The sequence below is a fragment of the Pseudarthrobacter sp. J1738 genome (assembly GCF_050490315.1).
In the GTDB taxonomy this organism is placed as follows: domain Bacteria; phylum Actinomycetota; class Actinomycetes; order Actinomycetales; family Micrococcaceae; genus JBNPEO01.
The window spans coordinates 429,778-447,654 of record NZ_JBNPEO010000002.1; the positions used below are offsets into that span (position 1 = coordinate 429,778).

Annotated in this window: 20 protein-coding genes; 5 read left to right on the forward strand and 15 right to left on the reverse strand. The window is 57.0% G+C overall.

The genetic code is table 11. The features are described from left to right. Positions 1–2 precede the first annotated feature (2 nt). Positions 3–1,694 (reverse strand): hypothetical protein, encoded by a 1,692-nt coding sequence (locus tag ACQR35_RS05615; protein WP_430266696.1) that lies wholly within the window; start codon positions 1,692–1,694, stop codon positions 3–5. Between the two features lie 160 nt (positions 1,695–1,854). Between ACQR35_RS05615 and ACQR35_RS05620 the strand changes: the two genes are divergently transcribed. Then, on the forward strand, positions 1,855–3,207 hold the full coding sequence (locus tag ACQR35_RS05620; protein ID WP_430266695.1) for an AI-2E family transporter: 1,353 nt from the start codon (positions 1,855–1,857) through the stop codon (positions 3,205–3,207). A gap of 14 nt (positions 3,208–3,221) precedes the next feature. On the opposite strand, the gene ACQR35_RS05625 is transcribed toward ACQR35_RS05620, so the two are convergent. Both ACQR35_RS05625 and ACQR35_RS05630 read right to left on the reverse strand, forming a co-directional pair. Further along, positions 3,222–4,028, reverse strand: coding sequence for an alpha/beta hydrolase (locus ACQR35_RS05625; protein WP_430269451.1), 807 nt, complete (start codon positions 4,026–4,028; stop codon positions 3,222–3,224). A 36-nt stretch (positions 4,029–4,064) separates the two neighbouring features. Further along, complete coding sequence (locus ACQR35_RS05630; protein ID WP_430266693.1) at positions 4,065–4,391, reverse strand: ATP/GTP-binding protein; 327 nt, start codon at positions 4,389–4,391, stop codon at positions 4,065–4,067. Between the two features lie 42 nt (positions 4,392–4,433). Between ACQR35_RS05630 and nucS the strand changes: the two genes are divergently transcribed. The 3 genes from nucS (at position 4,434) to ACQR35_RS05645 (ending at position 6,854) form a co-directional block, all read left to right on the forward strand. After that, positions 4,434–5,129, forward strand: coding sequence for an endonuclease NucS (gene nucS / locus ACQR35_RS05635; RefSeq protein WP_430266692.1), 696 nt, complete (start codon positions 4,434–4,436; stop codon positions 5,127–5,129). A gap of 32 nt (positions 5,130–5,161) precedes the next feature. Next, a complete protein-coding gene (locus tag ACQR35_RS05640; RefSeq protein WP_430269452.1) occupies positions 5,162–6,406 on the forward strand; it encodes an N-acetylglucosamine-6-phosphate deacetylase in 1,245 nt (414 codons plus the stop codon). Between the two features lie 244 nt (positions 6,407–6,650). Further along, the gene (locus tag ACQR35_RS05645; protein WP_430266690.1) at positions 6,651–6,854 is read left to right on the forward strand and encodes a cold-shock protein; all 204 of its coding nucleotides are present in this window, start codon (positions 6,651–6,653) and stop codon (positions 6,852–6,854) included. A gap of 116 nt (positions 6,855–6,970) precedes the next feature. Here ACQR35_RS05645 and ACQR35_RS05650 read toward each other — a convergent pair whose 3' ends face one another. The 12 genes from ACQR35_RS05650 to ACQR35_RS05705 form a co-directional block, all read right to left on the reverse strand. After that, positions 6,971–7,402 (reverse strand): DUF2550 domain-containing protein, encoded by a 432-nt coding sequence (locus ACQR35_RS05650; RefSeq protein ID WP_430269453.1) that lies wholly within the window; start codon positions 7,400–7,402, stop codon positions 6,971–6,973. A 10-nt stretch (positions 7,403–7,412) separates the two neighbouring features. After that, entirely contained in the window at positions 7,413–7,697 is a 285-nt protein-coding gene (locus ACQR35_RS05655) for a F0F1 ATP synthase subunit epsilon (protein ID WP_430266688.1), read from the reverse strand. Position 7,698: 1 nt separating this feature from the next. Further along, positions 7,699–9,153: a F0F1 ATP synthase subunit beta gene (gene atpD, locus ACQR35_RS05660; protein ID WP_430266687.1), complete on the reverse strand. Its 1,455-nt coding sequence runs from the start codon at positions 9,151–9,153 to the stop codon at positions 7,699–7,701. Between the two features lie 80 nt (positions 9,154–9,233). Then, positions 9,234–10,124 carry a F0F1 ATP synthase subunit gamma gene (locus ACQR35_RS05665; protein ID WP_430266686.1) on the reverse strand — a complete coding sequence of 297 codons (891 nt, stop codon included), beginning with the start codon at positions 10,122–10,124 and terminating at the stop codon, positions 9,234–9,236. A 72-nt stretch (positions 10,125–10,196) separates the two neighbouring features. Further along, entirely contained in the window at positions 10,197–11,834 is a 1,638-nt protein-coding gene (atpA, locus tag ACQR35_RS05670; protein ID WP_430266733.1) for a F0F1 ATP synthase subunit alpha, read from the reverse strand. Positions 11,835–11,916: 82 nt separating this feature from the next. After that, entirely contained in the window at positions 11,917–12,744 is an 828-nt protein-coding gene (locus ACQR35_RS05675) for a F0F1 ATP synthase subunit delta (RefSeq protein ID WP_430266685.1), read from the reverse strand. Further along, positions 12,744–13,301: a F0F1 ATP synthase subunit B gene (locus tag ACQR35_RS05680; protein WP_430269454.1), complete on the reverse strand. Its 558-nt coding sequence runs from the start codon at positions 13,299–13,301 to the stop codon at positions 12,744–12,746. Before ACQR35_RS05680 ends, ACQR35_RS05675 begins: the two co-directional genes overlap by 1 nt. A 53-nt stretch (positions 13,302–13,354) precedes the next feature. Next, positions 13,355–13,573 (reverse strand): ATP synthase F0 subunit C, encoded by a 219-nt coding sequence (gene atpE / locus ACQR35_RS05685; RefSeq protein ID WP_430266732.1) that lies wholly within the window; start codon positions 13,571–13,573, stop codon positions 13,355–13,357. An 81-nt stretch (positions 13,574–13,654) separates the two neighbouring features. Continuing rightward, complete coding sequence (atpB, locus tag ACQR35_RS05690; protein WP_430266683.1) at positions 13,655–14,455, reverse strand: F0F1 ATP synthase subunit A; 801 nt, start codon at positions 14,453–14,455, stop codon at positions 13,655–13,657. Between the two features lie 81 nt (positions 14,456–14,536). Next, on the reverse strand, positions 14,537–14,851 hold the full coding sequence (locus tag ACQR35_RS05695; RefSeq protein WP_430266682.1) for a hypothetical protein: 315 nt from the start codon (positions 14,849–14,851) through the stop codon (positions 14,537–14,539). Continuing rightward, a complete protein-coding gene (locus ACQR35_RS05700) occupies positions 14,841–15,335 on the reverse strand; it encodes a hypothetical protein (RefSeq protein WP_430266681.1) in 495 nt (164 codons plus the stop codon). Before ACQR35_RS05700 ends, ACQR35_RS05695 begins: the two co-directional genes overlap by 11 nt. Positions 15,336–15,493: 158 nt before the next feature. Then, on the reverse strand, positions 15,494–16,624 hold the full coding sequence (locus ACQR35_RS05705) for an MraY family glycosyltransferase (RefSeq protein WP_430266680.1): 1,131 nt from the start codon (positions 16,622–16,624) through the stop codon (positions 15,494–15,496). A gap of 298 nt (positions 16,625–16,922) precedes the next feature. Here ACQR35_RS05705 and ACQR35_RS05710 point away from each other — a divergent pair, with 298 nt between their 5' ends. Then, entirely contained in the window at positions 16,923–17,819 is an 897-nt protein-coding gene (locus tag ACQR35_RS05710) for a glycosyltransferase (RefSeq protein WP_430269455.1), read from the forward strand. The last annotated feature ends 58 nt before the right edge of the window (positions 17,820–17,877 follow it).

Consider the following 17,877-nt stretch of genomic DNA (forward strand, 5'->3'; position numbering starts at 1 on the left):
GCTTACTCGAAGGTTGCGCCAACCAGGCCGCGGGTAGCGGCGATCAACTTCATAGTGTCTTTTGAATCCGAGCTCGGAACATAAACCGCCACTGACTCGTCGTAGGTAATGCGCAAGCTCTTGGTAGTTTCCTTACCGCCAGCGAGAACCGAAGCGCCGCCGTCGAGCAAGAGCTTATCGCCTGCCGACTTGGGCTTCTGCAGCACGGTGTACTTCAAGTGACCAATCACCAACGCACCGCCATCTTCAGTACGGAAGACCTTGGTATCAGCTGGCACCGCTACATGCGCAAATTGAGTAACGGCATCGGGGCTCTTGGACAGAAGATCCTTTTGGTAGGCCGCGGTGTCAGAGAAGTAGGCGTTCTCCGGGAACTTGGCCTTTGAGGCACCAACGTTATTGCTCAATTTATCGCCCAAGGTATTAAGGGCAGAGTTGGCATCCTGCTGGAGTTTGTCCTTGCTGTCTGCCTTGAGTACCGCCGCGCCCTTAGGGTCCGCATTGGGGAAGGTATTGCCAGGCAGTAGGTAGGAGGCCGAAACGAGCTTGTAGTTCTCGCGCGGTCCAGCTTGAGTCAGGGTCAGCAACTGGGGTACCGGGTTGCCGCTGCCCTGCGTGACGGCCATAATCTGGCGCGGCCATGCACGGGAAGTACCAATGACGGTGGTCAGTAGCTTACTCGACGTCACCGGAGCCACAGCTGTGTAGTTTCCAGACTGGGCACGAATTTTGTAGTTCTGAGTGCGAACCGTCAAAGCTGTTCCAGCAACTCGCCCAGTGAGCTTCTTAGCGTCCTTGGCCGCGTCAGCAGTTCCTACTGCGTTGACCGTCTGATCAAGGATGCGCTTGAGCTGCGTGTCGAGAACTACCGGCGAATCAGGAGCGCTGTCCTGCGCAACCGCCGTAGAGGAAGCCGAAGGCGCTGGCGTTGCGGTGTCTGCGGAAGCAGCAGAGGCTCCACCCAAAGCTGCTGCGCCTGATAGACCAAAAATAGCGATCAAAGCCAGAGTGCCAGTTCCGTTGGCCGAGCCAGCTCCCTTAGCGGGAGCCGCGTCTGTAACCGGCTTACTGCCGCCAGCAGTTGTTCCACGCTTGCCGTTGGAATTCTTGTTGAGCACAACCAAGGCGATACCTGCCAGGACCAAAATCCCACCGAGAACTATCAGTGGAATGGCCCAAGGTGTAGACGTGTCGTTGGCAACCGTGAAGGAGATGTCCTTAGGTGCGGGCTTGGTGCCGTCACTAGCAATCAGAAGGTCCCAGTCCCCATCGCCCGGGACCGTCCAGTTGTAGGTCAGCTCGCCACTGGCCGATTCGCTGCTTGCCCACAGGTCTGCACCTGCCGGATTCGGAGACTTCGCGTCGCCGTCGCTGTGGGTAATATTGAGCGACTTTTTGTCTTCTGAGATCGATTCGACAGTGTTGTGGGCAGTTTTGCCCACCCAAGCGTCAACGTCGTCGGGCCGGGCCGTAGCGAGCAAGAAATTGCCATCGCCTTTGACCTTGATCTCCACGGTTGAACCCGCCGAGGTCCGTAGAGCTTGTTTTACAACGGTCAGCGGAGCATCCTGAACGTCAGCGGAAGCGGACGCAGTAATGGTGCTCGACGGTGCCCAGAATGTCTTCTGGCCAATTCCCAGCAACAGCGTCAACAGCCCGAGCAATACGAGGGCCAGCGCAGATTTCAAACGCACAAATATACCTATCATCGGCGGAAAGTTCCCTCTAATAGTAACCGTTTTGTTACCGAAGAGTCAGGTCGAGCCCCACCATCGCACCGAGATCAGGGGCTATTCGCTGGCCAAGTACCCCTGTACTTCCCAGTGTTGGCAAGGGTGGCTGGTAGTCTTTGCGATGATCATCACTCGTGCCCTCGGACACGCGAACCACAAGAACCCAGACAAGCAAAGGCACCCAAAAGCCGTGACTCCTCCCCCGGATAACACCTCCAATGAGCCTGCGCACAGCGACACAGTGCCGGTATCAAATGCGCGCACAGCAGGACCACGTTCGTTAGTGAATCGAGTCCTTACTGCACTGCGCCGCCCAATCCCTGGAGCACAGCCTCGAATCCGTTTCGAGATGCCGCCTGAGTCCGAAGAATCCGAGGACCTAGAGCTTCAGACCGAGTCATCCGGCGCCGGAAACTTTGGTTCACCCGGCCCACGAATTTCATCCCAGCACCCGCTCTATTTTGGTTTTATGGGCACCGTAGGCGTGGGCATAGCACTGTTCCTCTACGGCATCGCGAGCCAGAATACGCAGCTGATCCTGTGGATTGTTGCAGCACTCTTTATTGCTCTGGGGTTGGATCCGGTGGTTCGCTGGTTTGAATCCCACAAGATCCCCCGCCCGGCTGGCATTGCCATTGTGCTGTTTATTCTCGTTGCCGGGGTGGGCGCATTCTTTGCCAGCCTGATCCCAACGATCGTTGACCAAGTCACCCAGATTGTCCAACAAGGCCCCATCTGGGTGCAGGATTTCTTGAACTCGGACTTCTACCGGAACCTTAATGAGCAATTTGGCATCAAAGACCGTATCACCGAGGAGCTCGGCAAATTCACAAAGGATTCAAACACCATCGGTGGCATCTTCGGTGGGGTTTTGGGTTTTGGATCCACCGTAGCCAATGGCTTGTTCGGGGCCTTGATTGTTTTGGTTTTGAGCCTGTATTTCCTCGCCGCCATGCCGGCCATGAAGCGTTGGGCCTACCGCTTGGCTCCGCGTTCGCGCCGCCCCCGCGTGGAGGCACTTTCCGAAGAGATCACCCGTTCCGTAGGCAACTACGTGATTGGTCAGGCGTGCGTGGCATTACTCAATGGAACTTTCGCTTTTATTGTGATGACCATTTTGCACGTTCCCTTTAGCGTGTTGCTCGCCTTTGTGGTGGTTCTCCTGGCCTTTATCCCTCTAGTGGGCGGAATGATTGCAGCGGTGGTTGTGATCTTGATATCGCTCACCGTTGGCTGGCAAACCGCTGTGATCTACGCGATCTGCTACTTCGCCTACCTACAGTTCGAGGCATACTTCATATCACCTCGAATTATGCAGCGAGCAGTTGCTGTACCCGGCGCCGTGGCCGTAATTTCCGTGATTGCTGGCGGAACTCTACTCGGCATTTTGGGCGCTTTGATCGCCATTCCCACGGCGGCTGCCGTGATGCTGCTGATGAAAGAAGTTTTTATCAAGCGCCAAGATCAGCACTAGGTGCTAATCCGCCGCTAACCGACGATTGCAAGAGGGCCTGTCCACGTTGTGGGCAGGCCCTCTTGGCCTGCACCAGCTGCTGTAACGTCGTCCACGATCTCGTTCAACACCCGCGCCGCGTACTTCTCTCCCACCCACAAGTGTTTGGCACCAGCCACTGGAACCAGGCGCGCTTGAGGCACCAGCGAAAAGCGTTGTGCGGCCTCCTCGGGTTGGAGGTAATCGTCGTGCTCAGGCACCAGAACGGTGAGGGGCTTACCGCTCTGCGCCCACCGGGCTAGGTCTTCATCTCCTGCACGGTGCAGCGGCGGAGATAGCAAAATGGCTCCTTCGATCTCGCTAGCCACCGGCTCGATCGCACCATATTTGAGCGCTAGCTCAGTTCCGAAGGACCAACCCACCAACCATCGGTTGGGCAGTGAACGTTCGACGGCGAATCGCACCGCCGCTTCAACGTCGAGACGCTCTGTTGTACCGCCGTCGAACTCACCTTCGCTGGTTCCACGAGGCGAGGATGTTCCGCGGGTGTTAAAGCGCAGTACCGCGACGCCAGCGAGAGCCGGGAGCCGGTAGGAAGCTTTGCGGTAGACATGGGAGTCCATGAACCCGCCGTGAGTTGGCAGTGGGTGCAGTGTGATGAGCGTTGCGGTGATTGGCCCCGAGGCAGGCAAAGCAAGTTCGCCGACTAAAAGTTTGCCGTCTTCGGTGCGGAACTCGACGTTCTCCCGGGTTGCTGGGAGAACGGTGGAGGCACGAATTTGTTGTTCCGTGGCGTAGTTTGCAAACTCAAGTGTGTCGGGATTAGCCGGATCAAAACTCATGCGCCTAGCCTAGAGGATTCTGCCTATATCGTGGCTCTAGCGCCGCCAATAGCTACGTCCCGTCCAACACTTTGGATGCCAGTGGCGGCGTTCGGCTATTCCGGTTTCCTCGCCAAAAAGATGATCATCCTGCCACACCACAAGGTGCGCAATGCCCGGCATAATGGCCCGCGAACAGCCTGGACAAACGTACTGTTTGGCTGCGTTACGTGCGGTGATGCTACGTACCATCCACACACCATCGGGGGCCTGCTCGCGCCGGGCAATCCCATTGCGAGCACGTTCAAGGTCCAGCTCCGCTACCACAGGTGTTTTGGCACGTGGATCGGTGAATTTCCGGCGCGGACGGTTGGAACGAGGCATGTTTCTATTCTGCCCTCTCCGCCAGCAGGTAAAGTTCTCTAGGTGCGTCTAGTTATTGCTCGTTGCTCTGTTGATTACGTTGGCCGGCTCAAGGCCCACCTCCCCTTGGCTACCAGGCTCTTGATGATCAAGGCCGATGGCTCAGTTTTGGTGCACTCCGACGGAGGTTCTTACAAACCCTTGAACTGGATGAGCCCGCCCGCCATGATGCGGGTGGCCACCGCCAGCGAGATTGAGCTCGAAGAAGGTGTTGGCGAGCAATGGAGCGTTCAATCCGCTAAAACCGACGACCGGCTCATCATCAATATCTATGAAGTGATGCATGATTCCGCTCACGATCTTGGGACCGACCCCGGGCTGATCAAGGACGGGGTTGAGGCAGACTTGCAGCGATTGCTTGCCGAACAGATTGAGACACTAGGCAGTGGCTATAGTCTCATTCGCCGGGAGTATTACACAGCCATTGGCCCAGTGGACATTTTGGCCCGGGACTCCTCCGGTGCCACGGTGGCCATTGAACTCAAACGTCGGGGGGACATCGACGGCGTTGAACAGCTCACGCGATACCTGGAACTCCTTAACCGAGATCCCTTATTGGCCCCTGTGCGCGGAATCTTCGCGGCTCAACAGATCAAACCACAAGCCAAGGTTCTTGCGAACGACCGTGGAATTGACTGTGTGACGCTGGACTATGACGCCATGCGCGGCGTCGATGACAGCGAATTGCGCCTGTTCTAAGGCTCTTGGAGTCCACGCCATAGAATCTGTTTATGGCTTTCCCTGAATCCTCCACAGACGTTCCGAGTTCCGCTTCGATTCGAAAGATCGTCACGGGCAGATTGGTCACAGACGGCGAGGTGATCGATGAGGGCTTGGTAGCTCTGGAAGCGGACCGAATAGTTTATGCCGGAACGGCAGCAGAATTTTCCCTACCTGGCTGGGATGCCAACGACGCTTCCTTGCAACGTCAGGCTCTCCCCCTTGAGCGAACCATCGTGCCAGGTCTTGTGGACATCCACTGCCACGGTGGCGATGGTGGCGACTTCCCCGGCGGGGACGAAGATTCCGCCCGCAAAGCCATCGACTTCCTGCACAAAGCCGGGACAACCACCCTGCTTGCCAGTATGGTCACTGCTGCTGAGGCTGACCTCATCAAAGGCATTGAGCTCTACGTTCGGCTCAGCAACGAAGGCCTGATCCACGGGATCCACCTTGAAGGCCCGTTTCTCTCACACGCCCGATGCGGTGCACAGAACCCTGCCTTTCTTCTGAGCCCTGATCTTTCACTTGCGGCGCGTTTAGTTGCGGCCGGACAGGGCAAGCTCAAGACCATGACCTACGCCCCGGAACTGGAAGACGCTGGCGCCCTGGTGGACTTCTTGGCTGCCCACGGCGTCACTCCATCCTTGGGACATACCGATTGCGACGATCAGTGCGCCGAAGAGTCGCTCGCCGGTGCAAAAGTAGCCTTGAGCGCCACCTCCGCCGGTGGCCGTCCCACGGTGACACACTTGTTCAACGGAATGCCCCCCATGCACCACCGGGCACCAGGACCCGTGGCAGCATCCCTGCGGGCGGCTGCCTCCGGCCTAGCCGCGGTTGAGCTTATTGGCGACAACACCCATCTGGATCCGCGGACCGTACGATCCGTCTTCGAATGGGTTGGCGGCGAGAACGTTGTGCTGGTCACCGATTCAATGGCAGCCGCCGGACTTTCCGATGGCGCATATATGTTGGGCCCCTCTCCCGTGACTGTGACCGACGGCGTAGCCACTTTGGATGCCACAGGTTCCATTGCCGGTGGAACAGCAACGCTACTGCAAGTTATTCAGCGCACTGTTGCGGCTGGAGTGCCCCTTCCAATTGCAGTACGGTCAGCAACGGCCGTACCCGCCGCCGTCCTAGGTTTAAGCCACGAAGTGGGCAGCCTCAAAGCCGACTACAGGGCTGATCTTGTGGTGGTCGATGCCCAACTGCAACTAGCTGGTGTAGTCCGCGGTGGAAGATGGCTGTGAGTTAACCTAGGCGTCACTAAACATTTAGACAATTGATTGTTGGAACCATTGACCACGGCTAGTCGCCGTGGAATTGTAGTTTTTGTCTTTGTGTACGTGTAATTCATGCTCGCAAGACGCGTTGCGAGCGTGAAGCGCCAACCGGAATGCATTCTACGAATGTGTCCAGGGTTTCTTCTCGCAAAGTAACTAGTGTTCAGGGCAAAGTGCACTGAACGAACGTTCCACAATGAGGAGAAACAAAATGGCACAGGGAACTGTGAAGTGGTTCAACGCTGAGAAGGGCTTCGGCTTTATTACTCCGGACAACTCTGACGGCGATGTCTTCGTTCACTACTCTGAAATTCAGACCGGCGGCTTCAAGACTCTTGAAGAGAACCAGCGGGTTGAATTCGAAATCGGCCAAGGCGCCAAGGGCCCGCAGGCTACCGGCGTATCAGCTCTCTAAGGGAGCCTTCCCTCAGGGACAGCGTTGAGGGACAGTGAGGTCCCCGAGACGAAAAAATAGTTGTGGCCCCCAAGGAAACTTGGGGGCCACAACTATTTTGACTTATGCAAACGTTTCTAGCGCCATGTTCCAACACCCACAACGGGGCCGGCTTCTAACCATGAAGACAGACCGGTGTAAGCATCAAAATCCATCGCCAGGAACAGTCCAGCGCCCTGGTAGTTCAGCTCAACCACCACTACGTCCGGTTGAATACTGCCTTGTTCGGCCTCAGTTGGTTCACGCCGCCCCAAAAGCTCCAGCGAACTACGCTGAAAAGACATTTTGGGCCGCGGACTGAGCGAAAACAATCGGAACCATTCAAGCTCAGTGTCCTGATAACGGCAGACCCCCATCCGCCAACGGCCACCGGCCGGGCGAATGGAGGCATCCACCGTGCCCAGAGCGCGCCGCAAGGAGAAGCGACGCGCTCCGAAAAGACACAGAAGAACAATCAGCATTCCGAAGATGACTGCCAGAGCGATGAACGCAGTACTCGAATCGTTCATCAAGGTTGTGCTATCGAATCCCAGCTGTAGCCGCTTCGCCCAGATCGGCGTTGTCAGCAACAATCACAACTCGGTCATTGTCAACGGAGAAGAATCCGCCGTCCACCGTGACAGCAAGGCGTTCACCGCTTACCGGCACAATGGCCAGCTCGCCTTCCGCCAGGATTGCGAGCAGCGGTGAGTGGCCGGGAAGGATACCGATTTCACCATCGCTGGTGCGGGCCTTGACCATCTTGGCCGCGCCAGACCACACAAAATGGTCAGCCGCGACAATCTCTACCTCGAGCTCAGCCATATTACTTAGTCGATTCCTGGATCTTGGCCCACTGACGCTCAACGTCTTCCATGCCACCGACGTTGAAGAACGCCTGCTCTGCAATGTGGTCAACGTCGCCGTCGCAGATAGCGGTGAAGCCCTCAATGGTGTCCTTGATGGAAACCGTGGAGCCTTCAACACCAGTGAACTGCTTAGCCGTGTAGGTGTTCTGCGAGAGGAACTGCTGGATACGACGTGCGCGAGACACAACGATCTTGTCCTCTTCGGAGAGCTCGTCCACACCAAGGATCGCGATGATGTCCTGGAGTTCCTTGTTCTTCTGCAGGATCTGCTTAACACGGACAGCCGTGTTGTAGTGATCCTTACCGATGTACTGAGGGTCCAAGATACGCGAGGTTGAGGTCAGCGGATCAACGGCCGGGTACAGACCACGGGAAGCAATTTCACGGGACAGTTCCGTGGTTGCGTCCAAGTGGGCGAACGTGGTGGCCGGCGCCGGGTCAGTGTAGTCATCGGCAGGTACGTAGATGGCCTGCATCGAGGTGATTGAGTGACCCTTAGTGGACGTGATGCGCTCCTGGAGGAGACCCATCTCATCAGCCAAGTTGGGCTGGTAACCCACGGCGGAAGGCATACGTCCCAGAAGGGTCGACACCTCAGAACCTGCCTGCGTGAAGCGGAAGATGTTGTCGATGAAGAGCAACACGTCCTGGTTCTGCACATCGCGGAAGTACTCCGCCATGGTCAGAGCCGAAAGAGCTACACGCAAACGCGTTCCCGGCGGCTCATCCATCTGGCCGAATACAAGGGCGGTGTCCTTGAGAACGCCTGCCTCTTCCATTTCGACCCAGAGGTCGTTACCTTCACGGGTACGCTCGCCAACACCGGCGAATACCGAAGTACCGCCGAAGTTACGGGCAACACGGGTGATCATTTCCTGGATCAGAACCGTTTTACCAACACCAGCACCACCGAAGAGACCGATCTTTCCACCCTTGATGTACGGGGTGAGGAGGTCGATCACCTTGATGCCGGTTTCCAGCATCTCGGTGGAGCCTTCCAGGCTCGCGAAGGCCGGGGCCTTGCGGTGGATGGGCCAGTAGTCAGAAGCGTTGATCTCAGACTCTTCGACGTCGAGCGGCTTGCCCAAAACGTTGAAGATGTGACCCTTCACGCCGTCGCCAACAGGCACGGAGATGGGGGCACCGGAGTCCACAACGGTGGTGCCGCGCACCAAACCGTCAGTGGCCTGCAGGGAGATTGCACGAATGAGGTTGTCACCCAGGTGCTGGGAGGTCTCAAAGGTGATGGTCTTGGTCTCACCGTTGAGTGTGATCTCAGTGGTCAGTGCGTTGTAAATCGCGGGGATTGCGTCAGCCGGGAATTCGACGTCGACAACCGGGCCAATAACACGGGCGATACGACCGGTGGCGCCGGACGTGGCGGCTACGTGTTCGGTAGCTGTGGCAGTCATCTCTCTCACTTCACTCAGTAGATGGCGTGGGGTTCGGTTTAGCTAATTGGTGCAGGCCTAGGGCCAGCGAAAACGTGAGGTCAGGACGCCAAAGCGTCGGCACCGGCCACGATCTCGGAAAGCTCCTGCGTAATTTCGGCCTGACGGGCCGTGTTGCGCAGACGCGTGTACTTCTTGATCAGATCGCTCGCATTGTCGCCAGCCGACTTCATGGCCCGCTGACGTGCAGCAAGCTCAGAGGCAGCAGCCTGCAGCATCGCAGCGAAGATACGAGATTCGATGTAGCGCGGCAGCAAAGCATCAAGTACCTGCTCCGTCTCCGGTTCGAATTCGTACAACGGCAACAGTTCCGTTTCCGGCACTGCTTCCTGCTCAACTACCTCTAGCGGCAAAAGACGAATGACTGTCGGTTCCTGCGTCACCATGGACTTAAAGCGCGTGTAAACCACGTGAATCTCATCCACGCCACCGTCTTCAAAGTCGGTAGCGAAGGCTTCCAATAGGACCTTGCCGATCTCCTGAGCCGTAGCGAACTCCGGAGCATCCGTGTTACCAATCCATACCTGCTTGTACGGGCGGTTACGGAAGTCGAAGTATGCCTGGGACTTGCGACCAACGAGGTACGTGGTGACTTCTTTGCCTTCGCTAGCGAGTAACTCATTGAGGCCATCGGCCTGCTTGAGAACACCGGCGGAGTACGAACCTGCAAGGCCACGATCGGAGGTGAGCACCACAACGGCGGCCCGGCGGATTTGCTCCGGCTCGGTCGTCAGCGGGTGGTCAACTTCGGTCTGAGAAGCGACAGCAGAAACAGCGCGGGTAATAGCGTTTGCATACGGCAGGGATGCTGCCACACGGGCACGCGCCTTACCAATACGCGAGGTAGCGATCAGTTCCATCGCCTTGAAGATCTTGCGCATCGACGTTGTCGAGGCAATCTTCTGGCGGTAGACCCGAATCTGGGCTCCCATACTTTTCCTTTCCTAAGATTTCACTGCCCGCTCCGGCCAGGGATTGCTCCCTGGCCGGAGCGTTGGGTGAATCTAGCGCTTCTGCTTGACGATCTGTTCCTGGTCAACGTCGCCATCCGAAAGCGCGTCGTGCGCCTCGTGGCCAGCACCAACCAGGTGGTTGTCGCCTTCGCCGAAGAAGCCCTTCTTGAAGTCCACAACTGCGGTCTTCAAGGCTTCTACGGTGTCATCTTCGAGCTTGTTGGTCTGAGCCAAAGTGGTCAGAATCGACGAGCTGTGCTTCAGGTGCTCCAAGAACTCAGCCTCGAAACGTCCAATGTCCTCAACCGGAACATCATCCAAGTAGCCGTTGGTGCCGGCCCAAATGGAGACAACCTGGTCTTCGACCGGGAACGGTGAGTACTGGCCCTGCTTGAGCAGCTCCATCAAACGTGCACCACGGGTCAGCTGCTGGCGAGATGCCGCATCCAAGTCCGAGGCGAACATTGCGAAGGCCTGCATGTCGCGGTACTGAGCCAAGTCAAGCTTCAACGTACCGGAGACCTTCTTCATGGACTTCACCTGAGCAGAACCACCCACGCGAGACACCGAGACACCAACGTCAACAGCGGGGCGCTGGTTGGCGTTGAAGAGGTCCGACTGCAAGAAGATCTGGCCATCAGTGATGGAAATAACGTTGGTCGGAATGTAAGCCGAGACGTCATTTGCCTTGGTTTCGATGATCGGCAACCCGGTCATCGAACCTGCACCGAGTGCGTCCGAAAGCTTTGCACAACGCTCAAGCAAGCGAGAGTGCAAGTAGAAGACGTCACCGGGGTAGGCTTCGCGTCCCGGCGGACGGCGCAGCAACAACGACACTGCACGGTAAGCCTCGGCCTGCTTGGAGAGGTCATCGAAGATGATCAGAACGTGCTTGCCACCGTACATCCAGTGCTGGCCAATAGCCGAGCCTGCATAAGGAGCCAAGTACTTGAAGCCAGCCGGGTCAGATGCCGGGGAGGCAACGATGGTGGTGTATTCAAGTGCACCGTTATCCTCGAGCGTCTGACGAACAGCCGCAATCGTGGATGCCTTCTGGCCAATTGCCACGTAGATGCAACGCACCTGCTTGGTGGTGTCACCCGACGCCCAGTTAGCCTTCTGGTTGATGATGGTGTCCACCGCGATAGCGGTCTTACCGGTCTGGCGGTCACCAATGATCAGCTGACGCTGGCCACGGCCGATCGGAATCATGGCGTCAATTGCCTTGAGACCGGTCTGCATCGGTTCGTGAACCGATTTACGCTCGGTAACACCCGGAGCCTGAAGCTCAAGTGCACGAGTGGTTTCAGCCTTGATCTCGCCAAGGTCATCGATGGGCTGACCCAAGGGGTCAACTACGCGGCCCAAGAATGCGTCGCCTACAGGGACAGAGAGAATCTGTCCCGTGCGGTGCACTTCCTGGCCCTCTTCAATGCCGGTGAAGTCACCGAGTACAATGACACCAATTTCGCGTACGTCGAGGTTCTGGGCCAAGCCCAAAGTTCCATCTTCGAAGCGAAGCAGCTCGTTCGCCATGACCGAGGGAAGACCCTCAACACGGGCGATGCCGTCACTGGCGGCGGTTACGCGGCCAACCTCTACGCGTTCCGCGTTACCGGGTTCGTAGGACGCCGCGAACTCGTTCAACGCATTACGGACGTCGTCGGCGTTGATGGTCAATTCGGCCATCTGCAGTCCCTGCTCTCCTGTTTCGTGATCATCGCTGTTCACGATGACCGGTTTTCTATGAGTTAAGTTGTGCTTCCCTGGACTAGCCAGCGAGTTGACGGCGGAGGTTGCCAAGCTTGGTGAGAACCGAAGCGTCTACGACTTCGTCCCCAACCTTGACTCGAATTCCGCCAATCAGTGTGGGGTCAACGGTGGTGTTGACCTTGAGCTCTCGCCCATACATGGCATTCAGCCCGTCTTGAAGCCGCCGCGACTGCTCATCCGTCAGAGGACGGGTGACACTAACGGAGGCAATCCAGCGCTCCTGGCGATTGGCAGCAAGCTCAGCAAAACGCTGCACCAAACGCGTGGGCTTGACACCCCGGGGGGCGGTCACTGCCTGGTTGATCAAGAGCTGTGCTTCCTCGCTGGCACCCGGAACAAGCTTGAGGGCCAGTGCAGACTTAGCTTGCGCCAATGCCTGCGGTTCCACGAGGGCGCGCTGCAACTCATGGCTTGAGTCGACTGCTTGGTTGAAGGAGAAAAGATCATTCTCTAACCCTTCCAGTCCGTTCAAACCACCAGTGGATGCTGCTGACTTGTTCTCCGCGATGGCAATAGCCACCGTGGCGGCAAGCGTTTCGAGTGCATCGCCGATATCACGGGTGTTTGCCCAACGTGAGCTGGCCAAACCTGACGTGATGTCCGCTGCGTCGTCGGAAACTTTTCCAACGAACAGCTGCCTGACAAGAGCAGACTTTTCCGCTCCCGTACGGGAAGGATCAGTCAGGGCGCGACGTAGGCTAGCGGAGCTGTCCACGGTCCCCAGGATGCCGAAGAGGTCCTTTGCCAACTGCAGCGAGGCGGTAGGAAGCTTAGCTTCCAAAGCTGCCTGAGCTGCTGCCAGCGATTCGCTCGATACACCTGCCATTACTTAGCTGCACCTGCGCTCTGGTTCTCCAAGTCGGAGAGGAAACGGTCCACAACGCGAGCTGAACGCTCGTCATCGTTGAGCGATTCGCCAACGATTCGGCCTGCCAGCGTGGTGGCCAGTGTGCCTACCTCGGAACGGAGTGAGACAACAGCTGCCTGGCGCTCTGCTTCGATCTGGGTGTGAGCCTGCTCGGTCATACGAGCGGACTCGGCTGCTGCCTTTTCCTTGAGATCCGCGAGGATCTGGGCACCTTCTGCACGCGCTTCCTCACGGATGCGGTTAGCTTCGGTGCGGGCGTCGGTGAGCTGCTGCTTGTACTCTTCGAGTGCTGCAGAGGCTTCTGCCTGGGCTTTTTCAGCCTTGGCGATGCCGCCTTCGATTGCCTCGGCACGCTCAGCAAACGTCTTCTCGAACATCGGGACAACGTACTTGACCACGATGAACATCAGGACTGCAAAGCCCACCAGCACAACAAAGATTTCCCAAATATTGGGAACTAGAGGATTGGCCGCGGCCTCACCTTTAGCGGCGGCTGAGATGATCAGCTGATTCATATTTCACCCGTCCTTTTCTCTCGGTTTTGGATATTCGCTGTTGTTCTCTGGGTTTACTTGAGAACGAAAGCGAACACGAGGCCGAGGATGGCCAATGCTTCGGTCAATGCAAGACCGAGGAATGCGATCGGCTGAAGAACGCGCTGTGCTTCAGGCTGACGTGCAACACCGTTGATGTAGGCAGCGAACACGAGACCCACACCGATACCACCGCCGATAGCCGACAGGCCGTAGCCGATGAGGTTGAGGGAGCCGTTGATGGAGCCGTCCATTGTTTTTCCTTTCAAGATGCCGCTCTTTGCGGCAGGTTGTTTGGGTTGCTTTATCCCCGCGAGGGGAATTCTTTTTTAGCCTTAGTGGCTGTCGGCGTGAAGTGCGCCTTCGATGTAGATCGCGGTCAGCAGGGTGAATACGTAGGCCTGCAGAGCCATGATCAGTGCTTCGAGCATGTACATAGCTACGGCACCAACCAGAACCAGTACCGAGGTGCCCTTGAGCCAGATGTTTTCCTGCATCACCAAGAACTCAATACCTGAGCCGGCGATCATAACGATCAAGTGGCCGGCAAGCATGGTTGCGAACAAACGCAAGGAGTGAGTGATGGGGCGAACAACAAAGTTGGAGATGATTTCAATCGGGACCACGAGCGGCAAGATGTACATCGGCACGCCGGAAGGAACCGTGGCGAGTTTGAAGTACTTCAAGCCGTTCTTCTTGATACCAATGCCAATCCAGGTCACGTACACGATGGCCGCAAGGACATACGCGCCGCCAACGTGGGAGAAGCTCGGCAACTGGATTACGGGGATTGCACCGTAAATGTTGTTGACCAAGATAAAGAAGAAGAGGCTAAAGAGCAGCGGGACGTACTTGATGAAGTCCTTGCCACCGATGATGTCCTTGGCAATGCCGTTGCGTACGAAGCCGTAAGCAGCCTCGCCTGCAAACTGGAGCTTGCCGGGGACAAGCTGGCCCTTCCGTGCTGCGAGCAGGAAGAACGTGGCGATAATTACGACCGAGAGAATTACCAGCAGCATCTGCTTGGAGAATCCGTCTGCGGCGCCCCACGGCAAGATTGCCGGAAGGTGCATTTCTTCAATTCCGGGAGGTGTGAAGTCCCCTGAATCCTGGGCCGGGAGCGCAAGCGCGATCAACGCGTTTCCTCTCTGCAGTGTCCATCATTGGGCGTTGGTAGGGAGTACTCGACGAGATGCGCCGTGTCCCCCCGTGTGAAATTATTTGGCATTTCCGTGTCCATCCTCAGCGCCGTCATGTGACGGTGTTTTGGCTGGTTTGATTCCTGCGACCGCCCCACCGGCACGAGTCAAGCCGTGCATGTGAGAAAGGTAGAAACCTCCGAGTGCTCCAAGCAGAGCGCCTGCGAGCACCATCCAGCGAGTTCCAGACAGATGATCCAGACCCCAGCCTACCAAACTCCAGACGAGGATTCCGCCGGTGATGTAACTAAACACCGCAATTCCAGCGTTGTATCCACCGTCGCCTGAACCATTGATCTCGGCCGACTCTGAGTCTGCATTATTAGTGGCCATTCTGCGTCTCCTCCACCGGGTCAGCATAGATCTGCAGTCGCGCTCGGCTAAAGCCAAAGATTTCAGCAACTTGCCAAACAACAACTGCTACCACGGCGCCAGCAATGAACCAGGCGGACTCAATCCAGACGGGTGAGCCCACGAGCCACAGCGCCACGGCGAAGAACACAACTTTGATGAAGTACACGGCAACAAACGTTCCCATGGCACCAGAGGGATTATTGCGGCCCACAAAGTGACCAATCAGCAAGGAAATTCCGAAGAACACCATTACTAGTAGCCCCGAGAACCCCACGGAGAGGACTCGGTTACCAGCAGTGGAGCTTGGGCCGATGAAAAGGGCGAGGGCCGCCGTCGTCAAGATTGCCGCAGCCGTGACAAGCGAGCTAAGCCGAAGCAACTTTAGCCAGAGTGAGGAAGTGGGACCAGACGCGACAAGAGACGGTTGCCCGGAGGCCCGTCCTGGTGCGGCGTTGGAGGTCATGTAGTCCCAATCCTCAGGTCCGCCCGCTCTGAAATTATCCCACCTAAAGACTGTCAGACGACGGTCTGGGCGGTGACAAGGAGGGGCTGGGTGCGGTGAGTGGCGCTCTTCACGCCACTAGTGAATTCTACACGAGATAGAACTATGCCGCTGACCGGCTAGGAGCCGCTGAGAGTTTCGTCCTCGCTCTCCCCCGCATGACGGGAGAGATACGGCCAGGCAGTAACAAGGCCCAACACCAGCACTAGGAGAATGTTGGCGACAAGAACAATCTGCCACGGGAACACCGCAAAAGCTGCGCCGCCGAATGCCAAGATTGCTGTCCAGCCATACATCATCACAACGGCAGTACGGTGCGAGTGCCCTAGGTCCAAAAGCTTGTGATGTAAATGGCCGCGATCGGCTGACCAAGGCGACTGGCCGCGCGCTGTCCGCCGGACCACTGCCGAGAGCAGGTCCAAGAACGGAACAAAAAGAACAGTAAATGGCAACAAGATCGGGATGATGGTGGGGATACCGTTGGCCCGGTCATACAGGCCTGAGCCGATTTGGCCCGTCGCCACAATACCTGCCGACGCCATCAGCAAACCGATCAGCATGGCACCGGAGTCGCCCATAAAGATCTTGGCCGGGTACCAATTGTGCGGAAGGAATCCCAAACAACTGCCAATGATCACGGCAGTCAGCAAGGTGGCCAGATCGGAACGGTCTAGAAGAACAGCACTGCGGTGTACCCAGTAAGCAGTGAGAAAGAATGCGACACCGCCAATGATGGCAACTCCTGCCGCAAGCCCGTCCAGACCATCGATGAAGTTAAACGCATTCATGGTGGTCACGATCAGAAGGACAGTCAGCACAATTTTCAGTACTTCAGACTGAATCTGCACTGGCCCACCAAAAAACGGAATGATGGACATCTTGACGCCCCAAACCGCAACAACCCAAGCACCAGCGGCCTGGCCGATGAGTTTGATCCACCAGCGGAGATCTAATAAATCATCCGCCATACCCACGAGGACAATAACGCCGGCACCGGCCAGCACTCCCCAGGGAGCGTCATTGTGGCGGAAGATGTCTTTCACAAAAAAGGATTGGCTCGCCACCACTAGTGCCACCCAGCAGCCAAGGAATATTCCTAAGCCGCCAAGCCGAGACACTGGTTTGGAATGCTGATCACGGACACGAATCGGAGCGAAAAGTCGAAAACGATTCCCGGCCAAGCGCGCCACCCACGTCGCCAAGTAAGACACCACGGCAGCGGTCAGGACCATCAACGAATACATGATCATAGGTGGCCGCCAAGTTCAGAGCCTGCGCAATGCGAGCGACGGCGAGGGGTTTCCATGGTGCGCTTGAACGCACTATTGGTGTCCCGGCCCAGCAAGTTTGCGTATCTCAATGGTTGTGAATCTGACTCTCGAAGGATGAATGCCTCGATGACATTCGTAGTCGCCGGGCAGCGTGCAAGGCGGCTGTAATACAGTTGTCCCTAGTCAAGATACTAAAGTCAGCGGGTCTTTGGCTCGCCGCCACACGGCGCCCGGGCCGCATTTTCGCCTCAGGGCGGCCCTTCGGAAGGAAATATTTATGTCAGCATCGGTCGCAGTCGCCGCCGTGACCTTCGACCGTCCACATGAGCTTTCCATTCTTCTGGACGCCATCAACAAACAAAGCGCACCGGTGGCGACCATCTGTTTGGTGGACTCTGGAACTACCGCTTCACGTGCTGTGGCCGAGGCACACAGCAACGTCAGCTACCAACGTTCCGAGGCTAATCTTGGCGGGGCAGGCGGCTTTGCTTTTGCGATTCTGAAGGCACTCGCCACGGGCGCTGAATGGATTTGGCTGATGGATGACGACGCCGAACCTGCCGATCCAGATTGCCTCGCCACATTGCTTCGTGAGGCTACAGCCCGGGACCTTCAGGCGGTGGTGCCCTTAGTGATTTCTCCCGAGGACGAGACGAAGCTGTCCTTCTTTTTTCGCCTAGACGGGAAGGTCACCCATGAGCGGGCAGAAGTTGAAAAACGCGGATTCCTTGAGAACGAAGGGCACTTTTTTAACGGCGCATTAATCCGCGCGGATGTGTTTTCGATCGTGGGGCTCCCGGATATTCGCCTCTTTATCCGAGGCGATGAAGTTGATTTCACTTTACGTCTGCGTCAAGCCGGAATCCGTTTTGGAACTGTGACGTCGGCATCCATCAAACATCCCCATGCGCAGAATGAAACACAGCATGTATTCGGCGCCCGGTGGCACGTGATCGTCCCGGACTCAGCGTTCAAGCGCTATTTCTACTACCGCAATCGCGGCTACTTGATCCGCCGGTATTTCCGGGTTAAATCACTCGTGGCAGATCTTGGTGGTTATGGTGGCTATTTCCTCAAGCGCGGCGACTACAAGGGACTAGCTCAGTGGTTCCGCGCCTTCAGCCTGGGCCTGCGCGGCCGCGGTTTTGGCAGGCTAGAGGATCAAGAGTTCTAGCTCCAGCGGCACGGTTTCCATCTGGGTTGCCGAATGCTGCGTGTAGTGGACCCCATTT